This is a genomic window from Planotetraspora kaengkrachanensis, assembly GCF_016862895.1.
GTDB classification, from domain to species: domain Bacteria; phylum Actinomycetota; class Actinomycetes; order Streptosporangiales; family Streptosporangiaceae; genus Planotetraspora; species Planotetraspora kaengkrachanensis.
In genome coordinates, this window is the sequence record NZ_BONV01000032.1 from 132,235 (window position 1) to 153,788 (window position 21,554).

Sequence of the window (21,554 nt, forward strand, 5' to 3'; positions counted from 1 at the left end):
CAAGGAGAACCACTCCCGTGAGCAGCAACCCCTTCGAGAACCCCGACGGCGTCTACTCGGTGCTGGTGAACGACGAGGGACAGCACAGCCTCTGGCCCGACTTCGTCGAGGTGCCCGCGGGCTGGACCGTCGCCCACGGGCCCGCCGGCCGGCAGGAGTGCCTGGACCACATCGAGGCCACCTGGACCGACATGCGCCCCACGAGCCTGATCGAGGAGCAGCGCGGCTGACCACGCCGATGCCGGCGAGCGGCCGGCGCACGCCAGGCAGACATGCAGAGGGGCCGGGCCGCGATCGCGGCCCGGCCCCTCTCGGTTTCCCTGCGCCGGAGGCGAGGCTCAGGGAGACCGGCTCATGGGGGTGGGTCAGGAGGCGGCCTGCTCCACCGGCGTCGCGGGGTCGCCGTCCACGGCCGCCGCGAGTTGCGGCACCAGCTTGTCGAGCGTGTACGGCAGGCTCAGCACCGACACGAACGAGATGGCGTTGCCGTAGTCACCGGTTTCCTGGATGTAGACCTCGCGGCCCTGCTTGACCACGTTCAGGTCGCCGTACAGCTTGTCCGCGTGGAGGGTGGCGGAGTCCTTGGCGGGGTCGGAGACGATCCACACGATCGCGCCGGTGTCGAGCAGGTCGGTGCGCTCCTTGCTGATGTTGGCGCCGAACTCGTCCCCGACGACGGCGTCCAGGTCGGAGGGCAGCGTGAAGCCGAGCGAGGTGAGCACCCGCGACCGGTTGTCCTGGCTGCCGTAGACGAAGATCCCCTCGTACGGCGTGGCCATCACGGCCGTGGCCTTCGCGAACTCGGGGTGCTCCTGCTGCGCGGCGCTGAAACGGGCCTCGACGTCGGCGACGAGCTTGCCCGCCTCGGCCTTCTTGCCGAGCGCGGTGCCGATGGTCTCGGTCTGCTGCTGCCACGGGACGCCGTAGTCGGCGAACTGCCCGGGCTGCGCCACCACCGGGGCGATCTTCGTGAGCAGGTCGTACTGGTCCTTCGTCAGCCCGGAGTAGAGGGCGAGGATCAGGTCGGGCCGCAGGGCGGCGATCTTCTCGACCTGGGGTCCGGTGCCGGTGTCCTTGAGCACGGTCGGGGCGGGCGACGTGCCCAGCTTGTCCGCGGCCCACGGCCCGACGGCGCCCTTGTAGCCGCCGATCCACTCGGTCGTCCCGACCGGGACCTTGCCGAGGGCCAGCACGGCGTCCTGGTCGGTCAGGCCCACGGTGACGATCCGCTGGGGCTCGGCCGGGATGGTGGTGGACCCGAACTTGTGCTGGATCGTCACCGGGAAGGCGCCGGTCTGCGGCGCGGACGCCGAGGGCTGCCCGGAGGCGGCGCCGGTGGTGCCGGTGCCCGAACCGCACGCGGCGGCGCCGAGCAGGAGCAGGCCGGAGGCGAGTGCCGCCACGAGCCGGGTGCCTCTCAGGGAGCGGAACATCACAAAGCCCTTCATGTCGGTTACGGATTGGTCGTGTTGTGCTGGGGGTCGTGGTTCGCGGGGCGGGAGGCGCCGGGCAGGTGGCGGGCGCGGGTGTCCGACCATGCCTCCCAGAGCGCGGCGTATCGTCCGCCCGCGGCCCGCAGTTCGTCGTGTGCGCCGATCTCGACGATCCGGCCGGCGTCCATGACGACGACGCGGTCGGCGGTCGCCGCCTGGGTCAGGCGGTGCGCGACGACCAGGGCGGTGCGGCCCTCGATCGCCCGTCCCGCGGCCGTCTCCAGGGCGCGCGCGCCCGTGCTGCCCGCCTCGGCCGTCGCCTCGTCGAGGACCGCGACCGGCGGGTCGGCCAGGATGAGGCGGGCGAGCGCGATCTGCTGGACCTGCGTGGGAGTGAGACGGTGACCGCCTTCGCCCACCACGGTCCCGATGCCGTCGGGCAGCGCCTCGGCCCAGTCGAGCGCGTCCACCCGGGTGAGCGCCGCACGCAGGTCGTCGTCGGTGGCGCCGGGCCTGGCCAGCCGCAGGTCGTCGGCGAGGGGGCCCGCGAAGACGTGCACCTCCTGGGTGACCAGGGCGACCGGGCGGCCGTCGTCGGAGGCGACCGCCAGCCGTACCGTTCCGGTGGCCGGGCGGTGCACTCCCGCGACGAGCTTGGCGAGCGTGGTCTTGCCCGCGCCGCTCGCCCCGACCAGGGCGACGCGTTCGCCGGCTCTCAGGACGAGGTCGACGTCGTGGAGCACGGGCCGGTCCGGTTCGTAGGCGTGCCCGAGGCCGGACACCGTCACGGCCGCCTCGCCGTCCGGGTGCGGAGCCGTGTCCTGTTCTGCGGACCCGTCCGCGCGGCCGGGCTCGTGCGCTTCGGCGGGCGCGGCGGTCACGCCGACCAGCCGCGCGAGGCTCGCACCCGCCGACTGGGCGTCGTCGATCAGGACGAGCGCGGAGTTGATCGGGCCGAAGAGACCGTGGAAGTACAGCGCGGCGGCCGTCGCCGTCCCGATGGACGCGGACCCGTCGCGGACCAGCAGGAAACCGGCGACCAGCACGGCCGCCAGGCCGATGTACTCGGCCACGTGCAGGCGGCTGTAGAACCGGAGCACCAGCCGCACGCCCCGCATCGTCAGCTCGACCGCCGACCAGGAGCGCCGGGTGACCTGCTCGACGTGCTCGGCCTCCAGCCGGAACGCCCGGACCGTGGCGGCGCCGCCGATGGTGTCCAGCAACTGCTGCTGCTGGGCGCCGGCGGCCACGCGCTGCCGGGCGTAGAGGGGGACGGCGTTGCGCACGTACCAGCGGGCCGTGTGCGCCTGGACCGGCACCGCGAGCAGCGCCGCGACGAGGAAGCGCCAGTCGAGCACGGCCAGGGCCACCAGCGTGAGGGCGATGGACAGCACCGAACGGGCCAGTTCGGGCAGCGCGGTCCGCACCGCATCGGCGACCTGCGAGACGTCGGCGGTCACCCGTGCGGTGAGGTCGCCGGAACCGGCCTTCTCGACCCGTTCGAGCGGCAGCCGCAGCGCCCGGTCGACGAAACGTTCACGCAGGCGCGCGAGCACGGTCTCGCCGAGTCTCGAGACCAGCGACAGTCCCAGTGCGGTGGTGACCCCCTGCGCGACCGCGACGAGAGCCAGGAGCACCACGGGAAGCGTCAGCGCGCCGGCGGGGTGCCGCTCCGCGACGAGGTCCACGATGCGCCCGAGCAGCGGCTGTGTGACCAGCCCCACGGCGGTCGCCCCGACCATCACGGCGAATCCGGCGGCGGCCAGCCTCCGGTGCGGGCGCAGCAGGTCGCGTACGGCGGCGCGCGTCTCGGCCGGGGTCGCGGTCGGCAGCAGTTCGCGGGACGGCTCGTCCGCCGGCTTGTCCGTCTGTTCGTCTGTCGGCTTGTCCGTCGGCGCCGTCATGCGAGCACCGCCGTCCGGTAGGCGGCGTGCCGTTCGACGAGGTCGGCGTGCGGGCCGGTGTCGGCGATCCTGCCGCCGTCGAGGAGCGCCACCCGGTCGGCGACCGCGAGCAGAGCGGGGCTGGTGGTGACGAGGATCGTGGTCCGCCCGCGCCGCAGCTCGCGGACCCCGGCCGCGATCCGCGCCTCCGTGACCGCGTCGACCGCGGTGGTCGGGTCGTGCACCACGAGCACCGGCCGGTCGGCGGCCAGGGCCCGGGCGAGGGCGACGCGCTGGCGCTGGCCGCCGGACAGGGACCGTCCCCGCTCGCTGACCGCCGCGTCAACGCCCCGTGGCACGGCCAGCGCGACCTCGTCGGCCCCGGCGGCGGCCATGGCCGCCAGGACGGCCTCAGGATCGGCAGCGGAGGCCGCGGAGGCGACGTTGCCGTGCAGGGTGCCCTCGAAGAGGTCGGCGTCGTGCTCGGCCACCAGCATCGCCGTACGGACGTCCGCCGGGTCGAGGTCGCGCAGCGGCACGCCGTCGAGCTCGATCACTCCCGTGTCGGGGTCGGTCTGCCTGCTCAGACAGCGAAGCAGGGCGGCGGCGTCCGCCGGGTCGGTCGCGGCCACGCCGAGCACCTCGCCGGGGGCGACGTCGAGGTCGAGGTCGCGCAGCGGGCCGTGGCCGACGCCGCGCAGGCGTAGCGCGCCGCGCAACCGCTCGGGCAGTCTCGCCCCGCCGGGCTCGACGCCTGGCGGCGCGGCGAGAACTCCGGCGATGCGCGCGGCGGACGCCCTGGCCTGCGCGAAGTCGGCGTTGACCCAGGAGAACACCTCCAGCGGGCCGAGCAGGAAGAGCGCGAGTCCCACCGCGGACACAAGCTGGCCCAGGCTGATGTCGCCGTCGACGGCGAGCCGGCCGCCCACCAGCGCGACCACGGCGATGAAGACGCCGGTCAGGGTGAGGACCATGCCGTTCTGCACGGCTTCCGCGCGGGCCGCCCGCAACGTCGCGACCAGCGAGTCGCGGCTGGTGCGCCGGTAGCGGGCGACGGCGGCGGACTCCGCGCCGATCCCCTTGAGCACGCGCAGGCCGGTCACCAGGTCGGCGGCGACGCCGGACGCGTGTGCGGCGCGCTCCTGCTCGGCCTCGCTGCGGCGTTCCAGGGGCTTGCTCAGCAGGTGCCCGGCCCACAGGAGGACGGGGGTGCCGAGGAGCACGACCAGGCCGAGCGGGATCGAGATCCGCAGCAGGACCACGGCTGCGACGAGCAGGCCCATGAGCGCCGAGAATCCGAACATCACGGCCATGGCCACCGTGCCGACCCGCTTGGCGTCCTCGGTCGCGATGCTGGTCAGGGCGCCGGGCAGCCGTCCCTCCTCCGCGCCGCCGCGCGGGTCGACGACCCGGGTCACGAGCCGCACGCGGAGGAGGTGCGCGGCCTGTTCCGCGGCGCGTTCCCCGGCCCGGGTGCCGAACCGGAAGCTGAACGACAGCCCCACGTAGACGACGGCGAGCACGGCCAGCCAGACGAGGAGCGACACCGCGTCGCCGCCGGCGACCGCCTGGTCGATCACGACGCCGATGAGGACGGGGACGAGCGCCTCGCCGGCCTGATGTCCGGCTCCCAGCAGCGATCCCAGGGCGACGTCGCGCCGTTGTCCCTTGATCGCCTGTCTCAGGACGTCACGTCCCGAGGGACCTGAACCACCCACCCGCACTCCTCCAGGTCCGGCAAAATTTAGGTAAGGCTATTCTAAGTAAGGGTTACCTGACCAGCCGGGTCTCGCCGCGTCTCGCCGTGGTCGGATCCCGCGTACGGCAGCGGCTTTGAGCGGAAATTGAGGATCGTCAGGTAGACCCTGAGACATGGATCGGGCCGCCAAGGTTCTCGTCGTCGACGACGAGCCGAACATCCGCACCCTGCTGTCCCAGACGCTCCGACTGGTGTCCTTCGAGGTGAGAACGGCCGAGAGTGGTTCGCAGGCGCTGACCGCTGTCAGGGAGTTCGAGCCCGACATCGTGGTCCTCGACGTGATGCTGCCCGACTTCGACGGGTTCGAGGTGGCGCGGCGGCTGGGCGAGGTCCCCGTGTTGTTCCTGACCGCGCGGGACACGGTGGAGGACCGGGTCCAGGGGCTGAGCATCGGCGCGGACGACTACGTCGCCAAGCCGTTCAGCCTGGAGGAGGTCGTCCTGCGGATCCGTGCGATCCTGCGCAGGAGCCGCGTGGCCGAGCCCGCCCGGGGCAACGTCCTGTCCTACGCCGACCTGGAGCTGGACCCGGACGCCCACGAGGTCCGGCGGGCCGGGACGCTCGTCGACCTGTCGCCCACCGAGTTCAACCTGCTGGCCTACCTGCTCGCCAACGCGGGACGCGTGGTGAGCAAGGCACAGATCCTCGACCGGGTCTGGCGCTACGACTTCGACGGCGACTCCAGCATCGTCGAGTCGTACGTCTACTACCTGCGCAAAAAGATTGACAAATGGGATCCGCCGCTGATCCAGACCGTGCGCGGGGTCGGCTACACGCTCAAGCTGCCGCGGAAGGGCGACTCGTGAGGGGCCCGGGCCGCTGGGCGGTGCGCACCCGGCTTGTGGTGGCCGCCGTGGCGCTGACCGGCGTCGCGCTCGTGCTGGCGAACACGGCGGGGCTGGCCCTGCTGCGCGGTTATCTCATGGACCGGCTGGACGACCAGCTGAGCGCCACCACGAACGTCGCCTCCTCGGGCATGGTCGCCCTGGCCAAGCGTCCGCCCGCCGGGTTCCCGGCTCCCGGAGACCCGGGGGAGATCGTCCTCCCGGTGGAGAAGAAGATCGTCGCGCGGATCGTCGGCGACCGGGCGATCTACTTTTTCTCCACGGACGGAAAGCTGACCGGCGGGTTCCCCTCCCAGCCGGTCAGCGGGCCGGACCTCGGCTCCTTCGCGGATCTCCGCAGGGGCGAGCCGTACACGGTGCCCGGCACGGACGGGCCGTCCTGGCGGGTGCTGGCGGTGGACGTCCCCGGCGGGGGGACCATGGTGACGGCCTCGTCGATGGCCGAGATCGAGGCCATCCAGAAGTGGCTGCTGGCCATCGACGCCGTGGTCATGGCGGTGGTGCTGCTCCTGCTCGGCCTGGCGGCGGCCGCGCTGGTACGGCTCGGCCTGCGCCCGCTGACCAGGATGGAGGAGACGGCCGGGCAGATCGCCGCGGGCGACTTCGGCCGGCGGGTCCCGGAGGACGACCCGCACACGGAGCCGGGCCGCCTCGGCATCGCGATGAACGTGATGCTGGACCGCGTCGAGAGGGAGATCGCCGCGCGGGCGCAGTCGGAGGCGCGCATGCGCAGATTCCTCGCCGACGCCTCGCACGAACTGCGCACGCCGCTGACCTCCGTGCGGGGCTTCGCCGAGCTGTACCGCAGGGGAGGCACCCCGCCGGGGCCGCCGCTCGACGAGGCCATGCGCAGGATCGAGGACGAGGCCGGCCGGATGGGCGTCCTGGTCGACGATCTGCTCACCCTGGCCCGCCTGGACGAGTTACGTCCCATGGACAGCCATCCCGTCGACCTGCTGGAGATCGCCGCCGACACGATCCGCGACGCTCGTGCCCGGGTGCCCGACCGGCAGGTACGGCTGGCCGGCCTCGGCTCGTCGCTGGCCCCGGTCGTGGTGGTGGGGGACGAGGCGCGGCTCAGGCAGGTGTCGGCCAACCTCGTGGTCAACGCCCTCGCACACACGCCGCCCGACGCGAAGATCACGGTCCGGGTGGGCGTCGCCGAGGCCGCGTCCGCTCCGGCGGTCGCCGTGGGCACGGTGCGACCGGGGCTGATGGGGGTCGTCGAGGTGTCGGACACCGGTCCGGGGATCCCGCCGGACCATGTGCCGCACATCTTCGAGCGCCTCTACCGCGTCAGCCAGAGCCGTTCCCGAGCCGAAGGCGGGGCCGGGCTCGGGCTCGCCATCGTGGCCGCGATCGTCCGGGCGCACGGCGGCCGCGTCGAACTGGCGGCACCCTCGGGCGCGAAGACAGGCGTGGCGGCAGGCGGGGGAACGGTCGCGGAGACGGGCTCGACGACGGGCGCGCCGGCGGGGCCGGGCGCGGTGTTCCGCGTCCTGCTGCCGCTCCACACCTCGCCGGGGGAGCGGGAAGAGCCGGTCTTTGATGATCCTCCGAGGTAGCTCCGGGCCGGCTCCGATGGGGGTCGCGCACCATCGGGCGCATGCGAAGAACACTTGTGGCGGCGGCGCTCCTCGCGTTCGCCGTCGGATGCGGACAGAACGGCGCCTCGCCCAGCGTCGCCTCGGTGAGGGGCACCGAACCGGCGGCGCAGGCGAGCGCCACCCCGACGGCCTCGGTCGATCCCGCTGAGCAGGGCAGGAAGTTCGCCCAGTGCATGCGCGACCACGGCGTGGACATGCCCGATCCGGAGGTTGACGGCAAGGGCGGCATGAGGATGCGCATCGACGCGAAGGGCGGCGGAGCGAAGGTCGAAAAGGCGATGGAGGCGTGCCGGAGCCTGAACCCGATGGGTGAGAAGGGCCGCGAGATCTCCCCCGAACAGCAGGAACAGGCCCTCGCGTTCACCAAATGCATGCGGGACCACGGCGTGGACATGCCCGATCCGGACTTCAGCGGCGGCGGCGTGAAGATCACCGGAAGAGGTCCCGGGTTCAGCCCCGACGACCCGAAGTTCCAGGAGGCCTCGGAGGCGTGCCGGGACAAGCTGGGCCCGATCGGAGGCCGGAAGTGACCGAAACACAGGAGGACGCCGCCCGGCACGCGGCGGACACGCCGCACGACGAGACCGGACCCCTGGGCCGCCAGGTCCGCCCGCGACGGCGCAGAGCGGTCAGGACCGCGGCGGCGACCGGCGGAGCCGCCCTGCTCGCGGCGGCCGTGGCCGCCACCGCGATCGGCGTGGGAGGCGAGGGCGGCACGGCCGTCGCCGAGCGGACGCCCCCCGCCACCGCCACGGTCGAGCGGACGACGCTGACCGAGACCAAGGAGGTCGACGGCACGCTCGGGTACGGTGACCCGGCCACGGTCGACGGCCGCGGGCAGGGCACGATCACCTGGCTTCCGGCTCCGGGCGCGACGATCACCAGGGGACGCGCGGTCTACAGCGCCGACGCCGACCGGGTCCCGCTCCTCTACGGCGTCACCCCTCTCTACCGCGTCCTCCAGAACGGGGTCGAGGGGCGGGACGTCAGGATGCTCGAGCAGAATCTGGCCAAGCTCGGATACGACGGCTTCACCGTTGACGACGAGTTCACCTGGGCTACCCGCGAGGCAGTCGAGGAGTGGCAGGACGACCTGGGCCTGAAGGTCACGGGGCAGATCGCGCCGGGCGACGTCGTCGTCCACGACGGCCCGCTGCGGATCGCCGAGCTCAAGGCCGCGCTCGGCGGCCAGGCGGCCGGGCCGGTCCTCACCTACACCGGCACCACGCGCGAGGTCACGGTGCCGCTCGACGTGGCCGACCGGCACCTGGTGCGCAAGGGGATCGAGGCGGCCGTCGAGTTGCCGGACGGAGCCACCGTGCAGGGCACCGTGACGAGCGTCGGCAAGGTGGCGACGGAGACGACGAGCCAGGACGAGACCACCACCACGGTCGACGTGGTCGTCTCGGTGCGCGACGGCGACGCGCTCAAGACCTACGACACCGCGCCCGTGGACGTCACCATCGTCTCGGAGGAGCGTGCGGACGTGCTCGTCGTCCCGGTCGGCGCCCTGGTCGCCCTGTCCGAGGGCGGATACGGCGTGCAGGTCGTGGAGGGCCCCGCCACCCGCTACGTGGCGGTCGAGACCGGGATGTTCGCCGACGGCAAGGTGGAGGTCACCGGGGTGGACGAGGCGGCGACCGTGGTGGTGCCGTCGTGAGCGGATCCGGGACCGGCACGGCCGGCGGGCCGTACATCGTGGAGCTGTCGGGAGTCGACAAGATCTACGCGGGCGGGGTCGCCGCGCTGAGCAGGGCCGGGATGAGCATCCGGTACGGCGAGCTCGTCGGGATCATCGGGCCGTCAGGCTCGGGGAAGTCGACCATGCTGAACATGATCGGCACTCTCGACCGGCCCACGGACGGTACGGTGCGGATCGCCGGCCACGACATCGCGGAACTGTCCGACCGGGAGCTGTCCGCCCTGCGCGCCGGCGTGATCGGCTTCGTCTTCCAGCACTTCCATCTCGCGGCGGGCGTCCCCTCCATCGACAACGTCGCCGACGGGCTGCTCTACTCGGGGGTCGCGCTCGGCGAACGGCGCCGGCGTGCCGCGGAGACCCTGCGCAGGGTCGGCCTCGGGCACCGGCTCGACCACCGGCCGCACGAGCTGTCCGGCGGCGAGCGGCAACGGGTGGCGATCGCCCGCGCCGTCGTCGGCGACCCCTTGCTGCTCCTCGCCGACGAGCCCACCGGCAACCTCGACTCCTCGTCGGGGGCGGGCGTGATGGAGCTGCTCCTGGAACTCCACCGGGGCGGCACCACCGTGCTGATCATCACGCATGACCGGGACATCGCCGCCGGGCTGCCCCGTCGCGTCGAGATGCTCGACGGCCGCGTGGTGGAGGACTCGCGGGTGGGGCGGGTGTCGGCATGCTGACCACGACGCCGAACACCGCGCGGCCGAATCCCGGAGGCCTGCCCGGCCGGCCGTCTCCTGCACGGCTCCGCCCCCGCGACGTGATCAGGGTCGGCGGCGCCGGACTGCGGGCCCGGCCGTTGCGGGTCTTCCTGTCGGCGCTCGGCATCGCGATCGGCATCGCCGCGATGATCGGCGTGGTCGGCATCTCGGCCTCCAGTCAGGAGAAGCTGAACCGGCAGCTCGCCGCGCTCGGCACCAACCTGCTCACGGTCTCGCCCGGTCAGACCTTCTTCGGGGAGGACTCCCACCTGCCGGCGGAGGCGGAGGGGATGATCGGCCAGATCGCCCCGGTCACCTCAGTGACCGCGACCGGCGCGACGGGCGCCCGGGTCTACCGGAACGACCACATCGGGGAGGGGCAGACCGGAGGCATCTCTGTTCTGGCGGCCAGGCTCGACCTGCCGGCGGAGGTCGGCGCGACGGTCGTCAGCGGCACCTGGCTCAACGGGGCCACCCAGGGCCTTCCGGCCGTGGTCCTCGGCGGCAAGGCGGCCGACCGGCTCGGGGTGGTCGCGGCGGGTCCCGACCAGAGGGTCTGGCTGGGCGGCCAGTGGTTCACCGTCGTCGGCGTGCTCGCGCCGGTGCCGCTCGCCCCCGAGCTGGACGCCTCCGCCCTCGTCGGCTGGCCGGTCGCCGAGGGGCGGCTCGACTTCGACGGTTACCCCACGACGGTCTACACCCGGGCGGAGGAAGAACACGTGGTCGCGGTCAGGGACGTGCTGGCGGCCACAGCCAACCCGGAGAACCCCAATGAGGTCGAGGTCTCCCGGCCATCCGACGCGCTGGCCGCCAAGCAGGCGACCGACGCGACGCTCAACGCGCTGCTGCTCGGGCTCGGCGGGGTCGCCCTGATCGTCGGCGGGGTCGGCGTGGCCAACACCATGGTCATCTCCGTGCTGGAGCGCCGCGCCGAGATCGGCCTGCGCCGCTCCCTGGGCGCCACCCGGGGACAGATCCGGTCGCAGTTCCTCGTCGAGTCACTGCTGCTTTCGCTGATCGGCGGGGTCGGGGGAGTGCTGCTCGGCATCGGGGTGACCGCGGCCTACGCCACGTCCCAGGGCTGGCCGTCCATCGTGCCCGTCTGGGCGATGGCGGGCGGCGTGGTGGCGACGCTGGCGATCGGCGGCGCCGCCGGGTTCTATCCCGCGGTCCGCGCGGCCCGGATGTCGCCGACGGAGGCGCTCGCGGCGCCCTGAGAGCCGCTCGACGCCTGGCACTCCCGCCCTCTCCCGGCAGGTGTGCCAGGCCCCGGACGCGGGGTGATCTCCCCGCAAATGACGCCGAATTCCCTTCTCTTTGCTTTTATATAAATAAAAATCTACTTTACTGCAGATTTTAAAATGGGTGAGATACACCCACCCTTAATTCGGCTTCCGGATTTAACGTGGTGTGGTGGACAGTGGAAAACTTCTTGGTGAGTTCCTACAGGCGCGGCGCAAGCTGGTGACGCCCGATGAGATCGGGTTGAAGCATTCCGGCCGCCGCAGGACCCCCGGTTTACGCCGGGAAGAGATGGCGTTTCTCGCCGGTGTCAGCACCGACTACTACAGCCGTCTGGAACAGGGCCGCGAGCGCAATCCTTCGGACCAGGTCCTCGCGGCGCTCGCCCGTGCGCTCGACCTCGACTCCGAGAGCGCGCAGCACCTCTACGCGCTCGCACACCCCCGTACCCGCCGCGACACCCCGGTCAGCAGGATGGAATCCGTGAGCCCGATGCTGCTGCGGCTGCTCCGGGGCTGGAATCACACACCGGCGATGGTGCTCGGCCGATGGATGGACGTCCTGGCGGCGAACCCGATAGCCGAGGCGCTCTATGACGGGCTGCAGCACAACGACAACCTGATCCGGATGGTCTTCCTGAATCCCGCATCCCAGGAGTTCTACGCGGACTGGGAGAAGATCGCGTATCACAAGGCGGCGCATCTGCGCGCGGTGGCGGGCACGGACCCGGACGATCCGTTCCTGCCCGAGCTCGTGGAGGAGTTGTCAGAGGCGAGCGAGGAGTTCCGGCGTCTGTGGGCGCGGCACGACGTGCATTTCAAGACGGCCGACTTCAAGCAGTTCCATCATCGCGGCGTCGGCGAGCTGCACCTCTTCTATGAGTCCTTCACCGTCAACAGCGCGCCGGGCCAGCAGCTCATGATCTTCCAGGCGGAGCCGGGCAGCCAGACGGAGAAGGCGCTGGCGGTGCTGGGCGGCCTCAGCTCGGTCACCGCCGTCGTGAGCGACGCGATCGTTCCGGCGCCGGCGTTGACGCCCGCGCCCGCCAGGACGCCCGTGAAGGCGTCCGTCACGGCGCGTGGATCCGGCGGACGTGATCTGGTCGAGTCCGAGGCGAAGGAGATCAGCGCCCGGCGCGCGATGTGGCAGAGCGCCTGGTGACGGACCCTCGTCACAGGCCGGATGACGGGCCGGCCCGTGACGCGGCCCCTGCTGATCACGCGGTGCCGGTGCGGCCCCGCGTGCGCTCCCCGGTTTCCGGGGCACGCCTCAGCAGGTAGGTGTCCATGATCCAGCCTTTGCGCGCACGTGCCTGCTCGCGTGCCTCGCGGATCCTTTCCGCGACGTCATGGACGCGGCCGGATATGAGGATCTCGTCGGGCGTGCCGAGGTAGGCGCCCCAGTAGATGTCCACGTCGTCGGCGTCGGGAAGGTCCGCGAAGGCGCAGTGCGCGTCCAGCATGACGACGACGTCCCCGAATTCGTCCGGCCCGCCCGCCGGGCCGGTGCCGGTGCCGATCGCCCGGGCGAGACGGCGTCCGGTGGTGACGTGCAGAGGACGGGCGACGCGGGTCAGGCTGATCCGGTGCCGCGCCGCCATGGCGGACACGCTGCTGACGCCGGGGATGACGACGTGGTGGAAGCGCGCCGAGCCCCGGGCGAGCACCTCCTCGACGACGGCGAGCGTGCTGTCGTACAGCGCGGGGTCTCCCCAGACGAGGATCGCCCCGGTCTGGTCGTCGCCGAGTTCGTCGAGGACGAGCCGTTCGCAGACGTCCGCGCGCCGTGACCTCCAGTCCACGACGGCCTCGGCGTAGGCGTCGCCGGTGCGGTCGCGTTCGGGGTCGCGGGCCTCGACGACGCGGTACGGCTCCCGCGCGTGCGCGCTGATGATGTCCCTTCGCAGCCGGACCAGGTCGTGCGCCGTCGTTTCGCCGGACCCGTCGGCGGGCCCCTTGCCGAGGACGAAGAACACGTCGGCCGCCGCGATGGCCTTGACCGCCTCCAGCGTGAGGTGGTCGGGATCGCCCGCGCCGATGCCGATGATGAGGACTTTCTTCATAGGCAGAGTCTGCGCCGCCCTCAGGGGAGGAGCCGGGCCCGGGGTCGTGTCAGCGGCGCGGAACGCAGGTCCCGCGCCCGGGCCGTGTCATGGCGCGGTCTGCACGTCCAGGCCTGGGGGCACAGCATCACGACAGCCCGCACGTGAAAAGGGGTTCAGGGCTCGTTGCGGGCGGCCGCCAGGAATCGTGCGACCAGGGGGTCCGGATCGTCGCGGCGCCAGGTCATCGCGACGGCGGTACGCGCGGCGTCCGGCTCGATCCGGCGGTAGGCGACGCCCTTGAGACGGATCCGGCGGATGCTCGCCGGGGCGAGCGACACTCCGAACCCCGCCTCGACGAGCGCGGAGACCGTCTGCCATTCCACCGCGCGCTGTCCGAGGCGGGGTTCGAACCCGGCGTCCCGGCACAGGCCGAGGATCTGGTCATGGAGCGCCGGCCCGGCATCGCGGGGCAGCAGCACGAACGGCTCGTCCACCAGCGCCGCGACGGAGACGGCACGTCGGCCCGCGAGGGGATGGGCGGCGGGCAGGACCGCCACGAACTTCTCGGACATGATCGTCTCGGTCGCCAGCCCCGGTTCGTTCGGCGGTTCCCGCAGCAGCCCGACGTCGATCACGTGTTCGTGCAGAGCGGCCACCTGCGGGGCTGTGGTCATCTCGCGGATTTCCACGTCCACTCCCGGATACCGGTCGCGGTAGCCGCCCAACAGGGCCGGCAGGAGCGTCAGTGCGAGCGACGCGGAGAAGCCGATCCGGATGCGACCGGCCTGGCCGTCGCCGATGCGCCGCGCCGCGTCGAGGCCGGTGGCGACCTCGTCGAGAGCGCGCCGTGCGGCGGGCAGGAGTTCGTGTCCTGACGGGGTGAGCGTGACGCGGCCGGGCCCTCGGGTGAACAGCGGGTGTCCGACCTTCCCCTCCAGGCGGCGGATCTGCTGGCTGAACGGCGGTTGCGCGATCCCCAGGCGCTCCGCTGCGCGTCCGAAGTGGAGTTCCTCGGCGAGCACCGCGAAAGCATGCAACTGCTGAAGCCCGAGTTCAGGACGATCCATATCTAAAGTGATATCACTTCATGGTCACGGAAGTATTGGACATATCGCTAGGGGGCTGCCTACGTTTCACCGCATGACAGAGCGACGCTCGATCATGAGCGGTTCCACCTTCGAGGAAGAGATCGGGTACGCGAGGGCGGTGGTCGACGGCGAGTGGGTGCACGTGTCCGGGACGACCGGGTTCGACTACGCGACCATGACCATCTCCGCCGATGTGGTCGAGCAGGTCGCGCAGAGCCTGCGCAACGTCGAGTCGGCGCTGGCGGAGGCCGGCTGCTCGTTCGCCGACGTCGTCCGGGTCAGGTACCTGCTCCCCGACCGTGCGGACTTCCCGCCGTGCTGGCCCGCTCTGCGCCGCTGCTTCGGCGACGTCCGCCCAGCCGCGACCATGCTCGTATGCGGGCTGTCCGATCCCCGCATGAAGTTCGAGATCGAGGTGTACGCACGACGGCCCGCGGAGCCGAGGTCCGTGCTCGCCATCGGCTGACCGGCGGTGCGAGCGGCCCCGCGGGCCGATCGGCAGACCCTCGTCCGTCCAGGGTGGACGCCGGCTCATGCCGTCCGTCCACCGGCACGGACGGCATTGAGCCGCGGGCAAAGCGGGGCCGGCTTGGCCGTGAACGACGCACGGGCAGGCCGGCCCTGCTCGCGCGTGGTCAGTACAGCAGGCGGACGGCCCCGCCGACGCGCCCGAGGTCGGCGGGACGGTCAGCCTGCGACTCCACGTCGTTCAGCGCGATGCGGGCCGCGACGGCCGAGTCCAGGAAGCCGTTGAGCCCCTTGACCACGAAGTCGTCCAGGACGCCTCCGGCCAGCCGCACCACCGCGGCCCCGCCCCGCGCGCCGGCCACTTCCAGCACGCCGTGCGGCGTCCGGACCCGCACCGGCCCGTCGTTGTCGCTCTGCACGAGGACCGTGAGGTACTGAACGTCGCGCGAGGGATGCACCCGCAGGAACACGTCCGCGTGACCCGACACCACGCGCGCCGCCGGGGCGCCGGACCCGGCGTCCTCCAGCACGTCACCCGGCACGGGACGCGAGCCGGTCTCCTCGGCCGAGGCCAGGGCGTCGGCGAGCACGGTGTACGGGCGCAGGTCCTCGTCCAGGTGCGGCGCGGGGCCGTCGAGCACCACCCGGCCGCCGCTCGCGGCGTATCCCGCCAGCAGGTCCTGCACGTGGCGGTGGAGGAACGGCCCGCCGGAGACGGTCACCGACGTGTGCGATGCGAGCCGCTCGGCCGTCACCGTCTCCAGGTCGAGGAGGGCGTAGTCGAGCCCCGCCTCACGCATGCGGTCGTGGAAGTCCCGCAGCGCGCCGCCGCACCGCGGGATCCCGTCCCGCCCGGGCCCCGCCCAGGCGGCGATCCCGGCGTACGGCGCGTAGACCCCGAAGGCCCCCGCGACGACCGGGCGGCATTCCAGGAACTCCTCGCCGTGGAGGGCCAGGAAGTCCGCCAGGACGCGGACGACCGGCGCCTTCTCCGTCGCGGTCCCGTCGGCCGAGATCGGGGAGCAGTCCGGGTACGGCGGAGTGTGCGCGGTGTCCAGGTCGGGCAGCCAGCCCGAGGTCCCGGCTCCCGTGTAGACGTTGAACCCGGTGGCTCCGGCGGCGAGGGCGAGCAGGGTCTGGTGGTAGCTGGTCGTCGCGTCCGCGTACGCCTCGTCGTACAGAACGGAGAAGCCCCAGTTCTCCTCCAAGTTGGGGCCGGGCGCCCGCTTGGCGGCGATGACGTAGCGCGCCTGGGAGTCGGGGTCGGTCGAGACCACGCCCATCCAGTTGGTGAACCCGTATTCGATGTCGTGCCAGATCTCCGGCCGCACGCGGGCGAGCCAGTCGTCGAGCCCCTCGACCGTCGGCGGGTTGAGGTTGACGACCGTGGGGACGGGGCAGCCGACCGCGTCGGCCCAGCGCCGGTAGACCTCCGCCGTGTACTCGGCGTGGAACCGGCCCCAGTCGGCGTAGGCCCGCATCCCCTCGGGCCCGTCCGCCCCGGTCCACGCGCGCGGCGGCTCGATGTCGCCCCAGCTCGTGGAGGTCGTCGAGTGCACCCGGTCGTACTCGTCCAGGGTGCCGTACCAGGTGCGGAGACGTTCGCGGAAGAACGCCAGGCCCGACGGGCTGTAGTCGTACGCGGAAAGGGCACGGGCGCCGTTGGTGTAGATGCCCTCGTTGGCGATCTGCATCAGGATGACCGGGCCGTCCGGGTGGGTGGCGCCGTCGAGCACCAGCTTGCCGACCGCGGACAGCCATTCGGTCACCTTGGCGGAGAACGCCGGACCGAACGGGGCGGGCAGCGGCCGGCCGGGCCTGCCCGCGCCGTCCGACCACAACGAGGGCGCGCCGTCCGCGTCGAGCAGCGGCTCGATCGACGGATCCGACGACGGGCAGACCCAGTCGGGCAGCCCGCCGTAGGTGACTTCGGCGTGGATGAACGGCCCCGGCTTGGCGACGAGCTTCAGCCCGAGCCGGTGGCACGACTCGATGAAGCCCACCACGTTCCGGCTGGGGTGGGTCCTGCCGGTGAAGTCCGGGGCCGATCCGGCCTCCGGCTGGTGGTGCCGCCACGGGATGTAGCTTGTGATCACCTCGATGCCCAGCTCGTCGCGCATCGCCCGGAGACGGTCCTCCCAGACGGCGGCGTCGTCCCTGTAGTACGGATAATCGGCGGTGACGAGCACCCGGGGCCGCCCGTCGATGACGGTGACTCCGTCGCGGACCTCGATGGTCACGCTCACACTCCCATTCGTTTTCTCTGGTGTCGGGGCCGTGGTTCAGCTCTTGAGGCCGCTGAACGCGATGCCCTGCAGGATCCGGCGCTGGAAGATCAGCAGGACGGCGATCACCGGGATGACCGCCACCGCCGCGCCGGCCATGATGTAGTACGAACGCCCGGCCTCCGCGGTGGCGAGCTGCTGCAACGCGAGGGGCAGAGTGTATTTCTCCGGATCATTGAGGACGACAAGGGGCCAGACCAGGTCGTTCCAGTGGAAGATGAAGCTCGTGATCGTGACGACGGACAACACCGGCTTGGACAGCGGCACGATGATCCGCCAGAAGATCTGCATCCGCCCGGCGCCGTCGATCCTGGCCGCCTCCTCGAGCTCGCCCGGCAGCGACATGAAGAACTGCCGCAGCAGGAAGATGTCCAGCACCGAGGCGATGTTGGGCACGATGAGGCCCCACTGCGAGTCGAACAGCCCGAGTTCCTGGGTCACGAACACGCGCGGCACCAGCAGCGTGATGGTCGGCACCATCATGCCGCCGAGCATCAGCACGAACAGCTTGTCGCGCCCGGGGAACGGGATGCGGGCGAACGAGTAGGCGGCGAGCGCGTCGATCAGCAGCTTTGCCGGGATCAGTATCAGGCAGACCCACACGCTGTTGACGAACGCCGTACCGAGCCCTCTCAGGTCGAAGACGTACTCGTAGTTCTCCAGCGTGGGCGCCCACTCGCCGGTCTTGCGGTCGAGCGGCAGCAGGCTCGGCACCTTCGTGTAGACGTCGTGGCCGTGCTTGAACGAGGTCGACAACATCCAGATGAACGGAACGACCGAGATCGCCGCGAGGACGATCAGGGCGATGTAGATGGGCGCCAGCCTGATGTTCTTCACGCCGCCTCCTGCTTGACGAACTTGAACTGCAGCGCCGTGATGATCATGATGAAGACGAGCAGGATGAAGGACATCGCGCAGGCGGCGCCCATCGCGTCGTAGCGGAACGCGAACAGGTACAGGTGCAGGACGTAGGTCAGGCCCGCCTGCTCGGGACCGCCCGTCACGCTCTTGTTGGCGGCCGAGAAGATCACGTACACCAGGCCGAACACCTGCAGCGCCGCGATCACCCCCGTCACCAGCAGGTAGAACGTGGTGGGCCTGAGCATCGGCAGGACGACCTTGCGGAACCGCTGCACCGGCCCGGCGCCGTCGATGACGGCCGCCTCCCTGAGCGAGTCGGGGATGCCCTTCAGCCCCGCGAGGTAGATGATCATCGAGATGCCGCACTGCCAGGCCGAGATGAAGGCCAGCGCGGGGATCACCAGGTCGGGGTTGTTGAGCCAGTTCTGCGGGGGCACGCCGAACCACCCCAGGATGATGTTGATCAGCCCGTACTGCGGGTCGTACAGCCAGCGCCAGATGGCGCCGACGGCGGCCTCCGCGGTGACCACGGGCAGGAACAACAACAGCCGGAAGAGGTTGGAGCCCTTGCGGATCGCGTTGATGAGCAGCGCCTGGCCGAGCGCGGCCACCAGGGTGAGCGGCACGGCCACCAGGGTGTACAGCAGCGAGACCTGCACCGACTTCCAGAAGTGCGGGTACTTCACGTCGTCGAACAGCAGGTCGGTGTAGTTGGCCAGGCCCACCCAACTCGGGCTGGACCGGAGGTTCCAGTCCGTGAAGCTGTAGTAGAGGGCGGCGATTGCGGGATAGAGCAGGAAGGCGACGAAGTAGACCAATGCGGGGGCGAGCAGCAGCCACCCGACGACGTGGTCGCGACGCCCGAAGCCTGGGCGGGGTCGCCGCCCAGGCTTGTCAGGCGTCGCGGTGGACCTGTCGGCCAGCACCGGATTTGCCACAGAGATTCCTCGCGCTCTCGGCTAGCTGTTCCAGCCGAGCAGGCTGCGGGTCTTGTCGGCCGCCTCGGTCAGCGCCTGCTGCGCGGTGGCCTTGCCGCTGAGCGCCTTCTCCAGGGCGGGAGCGATGATCTCGTCGTTGACCTGGATCCACTGCGGGACGGCGGGGCGGGCGTGCGCGACCTTGAGCTGCTCGAGGAACGCCGCCTGCTGGGGCTCGATGGTCGCGGCGGTCTGCTCCGCGGCCTTGATGTTGGTCGGGTAGCCGCCGAAGGCGTCGGCGAACTTCGCGTTGTTCGTGTCGCTGGTGATGTACTGCAGGAACTTCCACGCCAGTGCGGCGTTCTTGCTGGTGCTGAACACCACGCCGTTCTCACCGCCGATGTTGCCGGCGGGCTCGGTCTTGTACGGCAGGGGCGCGACGCTGAAGTCGAGGTCGGGGAACTGGTCCTTGATGGTGGAGACGTCCCACGGCCCCGAGATCATCATCGCGGCCAGGCCGTTGGCGAAGGCGTTGTCGGAGTCGGTGATCTGCCGCGGCGACGAGGGGAGCAGGTCCACCCACATCTGCAGTGTGTCGACCGCGGGCTGCTGGTCGAACAGGACCTTCTTGTTCGCGTCGTCGGTCAGCGCGCCGCCCGCGCCGGCCACGAAGCCGGGCCACATCCATGCGCCGTAGCCGTCGCCCTTCGGCACCACGATGCCGGCGATCTTCGAATCGGCCTGGTGGATCTGGTTGACCGTCGCCTTCAGCTCGTCCCAGGTCTTGGGCGGAGTGGGCACGAGCTTCTTGTTGTAGAACAGGCCGACCGTGGTCTGGTCGAGAGGGAGGCCGAAGAGCTTGCCCTCGGAGAGGTTGGTGTCGAGCGCGCCCTTGTAGTAGGCGCCTTCTTCGATAGTGCCGTCGGGGACCGCCACGATCGTCTTGTCCAGCGCGAAGCGGGACACCAGCGGCTGATCGAGGACGCCCGCGTCGGGAGCGGTGCCGCTCGCGATGGCGCTGCTCAGTTTGGTGTTGTAGTCGTCCTTGGCGATCTGGACGTATTTGACCTTGACGTTGTTCGCCTTCTCGAAGCCCTTGCGCAGGTCCTCGTATATCTGGCCGGCCTGCGGAGTGCGCGGCTGGTACATCCAGAAGGTCAGCGTGGGGGAGTCACCCGCGTCGGAACCACCGCCGCATGCGGTGAGCCCGGCGATCAGAGCTATGGCGGCAGCGGCTCCTGCGACTCTTCGGCTCATCTCACTTCTCCTATTTGGGGGGTGATCAGAAGATAATGTAAGTGTAAAAAAAAGTCATGACCTCACTTGGAAACGCTTCGGTAACGCGGGCGAGACGCGTCGTCACTCGTTGTTTTGCGGCGAATCCGGCTTAATTCGGTCGAATTCGGCCGTCACCACATGGCCTGCTGATGACTGGTTTCGGGCCCTGAACTAACATGTCCCGGCAGATAGGGGAGGCAGGGAAACAGCATGACGAGGCCCGTGCGCAGGACCGTCCGCGATCTTCGCCGGGGCAACCGGGCGGTGCTGCTGAGGTCGCTGTACTTCGGCGGCCCGGCGAGCCGCAACGAGCTGAGCGCCACCACCGGCCTGAGCGCCGCGACCGTCAGCAACATGACGGGCGATCTGCTGGGTGAGAACGTCATCGTCGAGGCCGGTCAGGTGGACTCCGACGGCGGGCGCCCCCGCATGCTGCTGCGCGTCAACCCGGAGTACGGCTTCGCCGTCGGAGTCGACGTGGGGGAGACGCACGTCCGCGTCGAGCTGTTCGACCTCGACATGAAGGAACGCGCCAAGGTCGAGTACGCCCTGCGTACGGCGAGACACGAGGTCGAGCTCGTGGTGCGGCACATCATCGCCGGCATCGACGTGGTGCTCGCTGAAGGCGGCGTCTCCGCCCGGCAGGTGCTCGGTGTCGGCGTCGGCGTGCCCGGCATCGTCGAGAGCGGTCCCGAGGGGCTCGTCCAGGCCAAGACCTTCGGCTGGGAGGGCGTGCCGCTGAAGGCCCTGCTGCGCGAGGGCACCTCGCTGCCGCTGTTCGTCGACAACGGAGCCAAGACGATGGGCCAGGCCGAGCTGTGGTTCGGGTCCGGCAGGGGCGCCGGGAACGCGGTGATCGTCTTCCTGGGCTCGGGCATCGGCGCCACGCTCGTCACCGACGGCACCACCTACCGGGGCGCCGCCAGCGCGGCGGGCGAGCTCGGGCACGTCAAGGTCACGATCGGCGGGCGGGCCTGCCGGTGCGGCGGGCGCGGCTGCCTCGAGGCGTACGCCGGCGCGGAGGGCATCCTCGACCGCGCCGGAATCCACGTCGACGCGGCCGACGAGGAGAGGGCACTGGCCGCCCTGGTGAAGCAGGGCTCGCCCGTGGTGGACGAGACCATCGCCTACCTCGGCATCGGGCTGGCGAACATGATTCACCTGTTCGATCCCGAGCGCGTCGTGATCGGCGGCTGGGCCGGGCTCATACTCGGCCGGGAGCGGCTCGACGACATCCGCGCGGTCGTCGCGGACAACTGCCACGTCCACCCGCTGCCGCCGGGCGCCATCGTGCTCGGCAGCCTCGGCCCCGACGCGGTGGCGCTCGGCGCCGCGGCCCTGGTGGTCGAGGACTTCCTGAGCGACAGCGGCGCCGCGCGCACCCCCGCGGCGGTCTGACGGCGCGATCACCGCGGCCCGTCATGCCGGGCGGCGGGCGTGACGT

General features: G+C 71.3%; 19 protein-coding genes. 10 read left to right on the plus strand and 9 right to left on the minus strand.

Translation table 11 applies throughout. The features are described from left to right. Positions 1-17 precede the first annotated feature (17 nt). On the plus strand, positions 18-230 hold the full coding sequence (locus tag Pka01_RS28975) for an MbtH family protein (protein WP_203886080.1): 213 nt from the start codon (positions 18-20) through the stop codon (positions 228-230). A 135-nt stretch (positions 231-365) separates the two neighbouring features. Here the strand turns inward: Pka01_RS28975 and Pka01_RS28980 are convergent, their stop codons facing one another. The 3 genes from Pka01_RS28980 to Pka01_RS28990 are packed head-to-tail and all read right to left on the minus strand — an operon-like array spanning position 366 to position 5,034. Beyond that, complete coding sequence (locus Pka01_RS28980; protein ID WP_203886081.1) at positions 366-1,433, minus strand: iron-siderophore ABC transporter substrate-binding protein; 1,068 nt, start codon at positions 1,431-1,433, stop codon at positions 366-368. Positions 1,434-1,453: 20 nt separating this feature from the next. Next, positions 1,454-3,337: an ABC transporter ATP-binding protein gene (locus tag Pka01_RS28985; RefSeq protein WP_203886082.1), complete on the minus strand. Its 1,884-nt coding sequence runs from the start codon at positions 3,335-3,337 to the stop codon at positions 1,454-1,456. Then, positions 3,334-5,034 (minus strand): ABC transporter ATP-binding protein, encoded by a 1,701-nt coding sequence (locus tag Pka01_RS28990; protein WP_203886083.1) that lies wholly within the window; start codon positions 5,032-5,034, stop codon positions 3,334-3,336. Before Pka01_RS28990 ends, Pka01_RS28985 begins: the two co-directional genes overlap by 4 nt. Before the next feature lie 154 nt (positions 5,035-5,188). Here Pka01_RS28990 and Pka01_RS28995 point away from each other — a divergent pair, with 154 nt between their 5' ends. The 7 genes from Pka01_RS28995 to Pka01_RS29020 all read left to right on the plus strand — a co-directional run bounded on the left by Pka01_RS28995 (position 5,189) and on the right by Pka01_RS29020 (position 12,330). Next, positions 5,189-5,881 carry a response regulator transcription factor gene (locus tag Pka01_RS28995; RefSeq protein WP_203886084.1) on the plus strand — a complete coding sequence of 231 codons (693 nt, stop codon included), beginning with the start codon at positions 5,189-5,191 and terminating at the stop codon, positions 5,879-5,881. Continuing rightward, complete coding sequence (locus Pka01_RS29000) at positions 5,878-7,485, plus strand: sensor histidine kinase (RefSeq protein ID WP_203886085.1); 1,608 nt, start codon at positions 5,878-5,880, stop codon at positions 7,483-7,485. The genes Pka01_RS28995 and Pka01_RS29000 overlap by 4 nt, the downstream gene beginning before the upstream one ends. A 41-nt stretch (positions 7,486-7,526) precedes the next feature. Further along, on the plus strand, positions 7,527-8,057 hold the full coding sequence (locus Pka01_RS40935; RefSeq protein WP_239115486.1) for a hypothetical protein: 531 nt from the start codon (positions 7,527-7,529) through the stop codon (positions 8,055-8,057). Next, on the plus strand, positions 8,054-9,187 hold the full coding sequence (locus Pka01_RS29005; protein WP_239115487.1) for a peptidoglycan-binding domain-containing protein: 1,134 nt from the start codon (positions 8,054-8,056) through the stop codon (positions 9,185-9,187). Before Pka01_RS40935 ends, Pka01_RS29005 begins: the two co-directional genes overlap by 4 nt. Further along, a complete protein-coding gene (locus Pka01_RS29010; RefSeq protein ID WP_239115490.1) occupies positions 9,184-9,906 on the plus strand; it encodes an ABC transporter ATP-binding protein in 723 nt (240 codons plus the stop codon). The genes Pka01_RS29005 and Pka01_RS29010 overlap by 4 nt, the downstream gene beginning before the upstream one ends. Continuing rightward, the gene (locus Pka01_RS29015) at positions 9,900-11,144 is read left to right on the plus strand and encodes an ABC transporter permease (protein ID WP_203886087.1); all 1,245 of its coding nucleotides are present in this window, start codon (positions 9,900-9,902) and stop codon (positions 11,142-11,144) included. The genes Pka01_RS29010 and Pka01_RS29015 overlap by 7 nt, the downstream gene beginning before the upstream one ends. A gap of 196 nt (positions 11,145-11,340) precedes the next feature. Continuing rightward, complete coding sequence (locus Pka01_RS29020; RefSeq protein ID WP_203886088.1) at positions 11,341-12,330, plus strand: helix-turn-helix domain-containing protein; 990 nt, start codon at positions 11,341-11,343, stop codon at positions 12,328-12,330. A gap of 55 nt (positions 12,331-12,385) precedes the next feature. Here the strand turns inward: Pka01_RS29020 and cobF are convergent, their stop codons facing one another. Further along, positions 12,386-13,231 (minus strand): precorrin-6A synthase (deacetylating), encoded by an 846-nt coding sequence (cobF, locus tag Pka01_RS29025; RefSeq protein WP_203886089.1) that lies wholly within the window; start codon positions 13,229-13,231, stop codon positions 12,386-12,388. A gap of 155 nt (positions 13,232-13,386) precedes the next feature. Then, on the minus strand, positions 13,387-14,280 hold the full coding sequence (locus Pka01_RS29030; RefSeq protein WP_203886090.1) for a LysR family transcriptional regulator: 894 nt from the start codon (positions 14,278-14,280) through the stop codon (positions 13,387-13,389). Positions 14,281-14,353: 73 nt separating this feature from the next. Between Pka01_RS29030 and Pka01_RS29035 the strand changes: the two genes are divergently transcribed. Further along, positions 14,354-14,767: a RidA family protein gene (locus Pka01_RS29035; RefSeq protein WP_203886091.1), complete on the plus strand. Its 414-nt coding sequence runs from the start codon at positions 14,354-14,356 to the stop codon at positions 14,765-14,767. 169 nt (positions 14,768-14,936) lie between these two features. Here the strand turns inward: Pka01_RS29035 and Pka01_RS29040 are convergent, their stop codons facing one another. The 4 genes from Pka01_RS29040 to Pka01_RS29055 are packed head-to-tail and all read right to left on the minus strand — an operon-like array spanning position 14,937 to position 20,089. Then, the gene (locus Pka01_RS29040; RefSeq protein WP_203886092.1) at positions 14,937-17,009 is read right to left on the minus strand and encodes a beta-galactosidase; all 2,073 of its coding nucleotides are present in this window, start codon (positions 17,007-17,009) and stop codon (positions 14,937-14,939) included. A gap of 42 nt (positions 17,010-17,051) precedes the next feature. After that, positions 17,052-17,891, minus strand: coding sequence for a carbohydrate ABC transporter permease (locus tag Pka01_RS29045; protein ID WP_203886093.1), 840 nt, complete (start codon positions 17,889-17,891; stop codon positions 17,052-17,054). Then, positions 17,888-18,853 (minus strand): carbohydrate ABC transporter permease, encoded by a 966-nt coding sequence (locus tag Pka01_RS29050; protein ID WP_203886094.1) that lies wholly within the window; start codon positions 18,851-18,853, stop codon positions 17,888-17,890. The genes Pka01_RS29045 and Pka01_RS29050 overlap by 4 nt, the downstream gene beginning before the upstream one ends. Positions 18,854-18,874: 21 nt before the next feature. Then, positions 18,875-20,089 carry an ABC transporter substrate-binding protein gene (locus Pka01_RS29055; protein ID WP_203886095.1) on the minus strand — a complete coding sequence of 405 codons (1,215 nt, stop codon included), beginning with the start codon at positions 20,087-20,089 and terminating at the stop codon, positions 18,875-18,877. Positions 20,090-20,320: 231 nt separating this feature from the next. Here Pka01_RS29055 and Pka01_RS29060 point away from each other — a divergent pair, with 231 nt between their 5' ends. Next, entirely contained in the window at positions 20,321-21,508 is a 1,188-nt protein-coding gene (locus Pka01_RS29060) for an ROK family protein (protein ID WP_203886096.1), read from the plus strand. Positions 21,509-21,554: the final 46 nt, after the last annotated feature.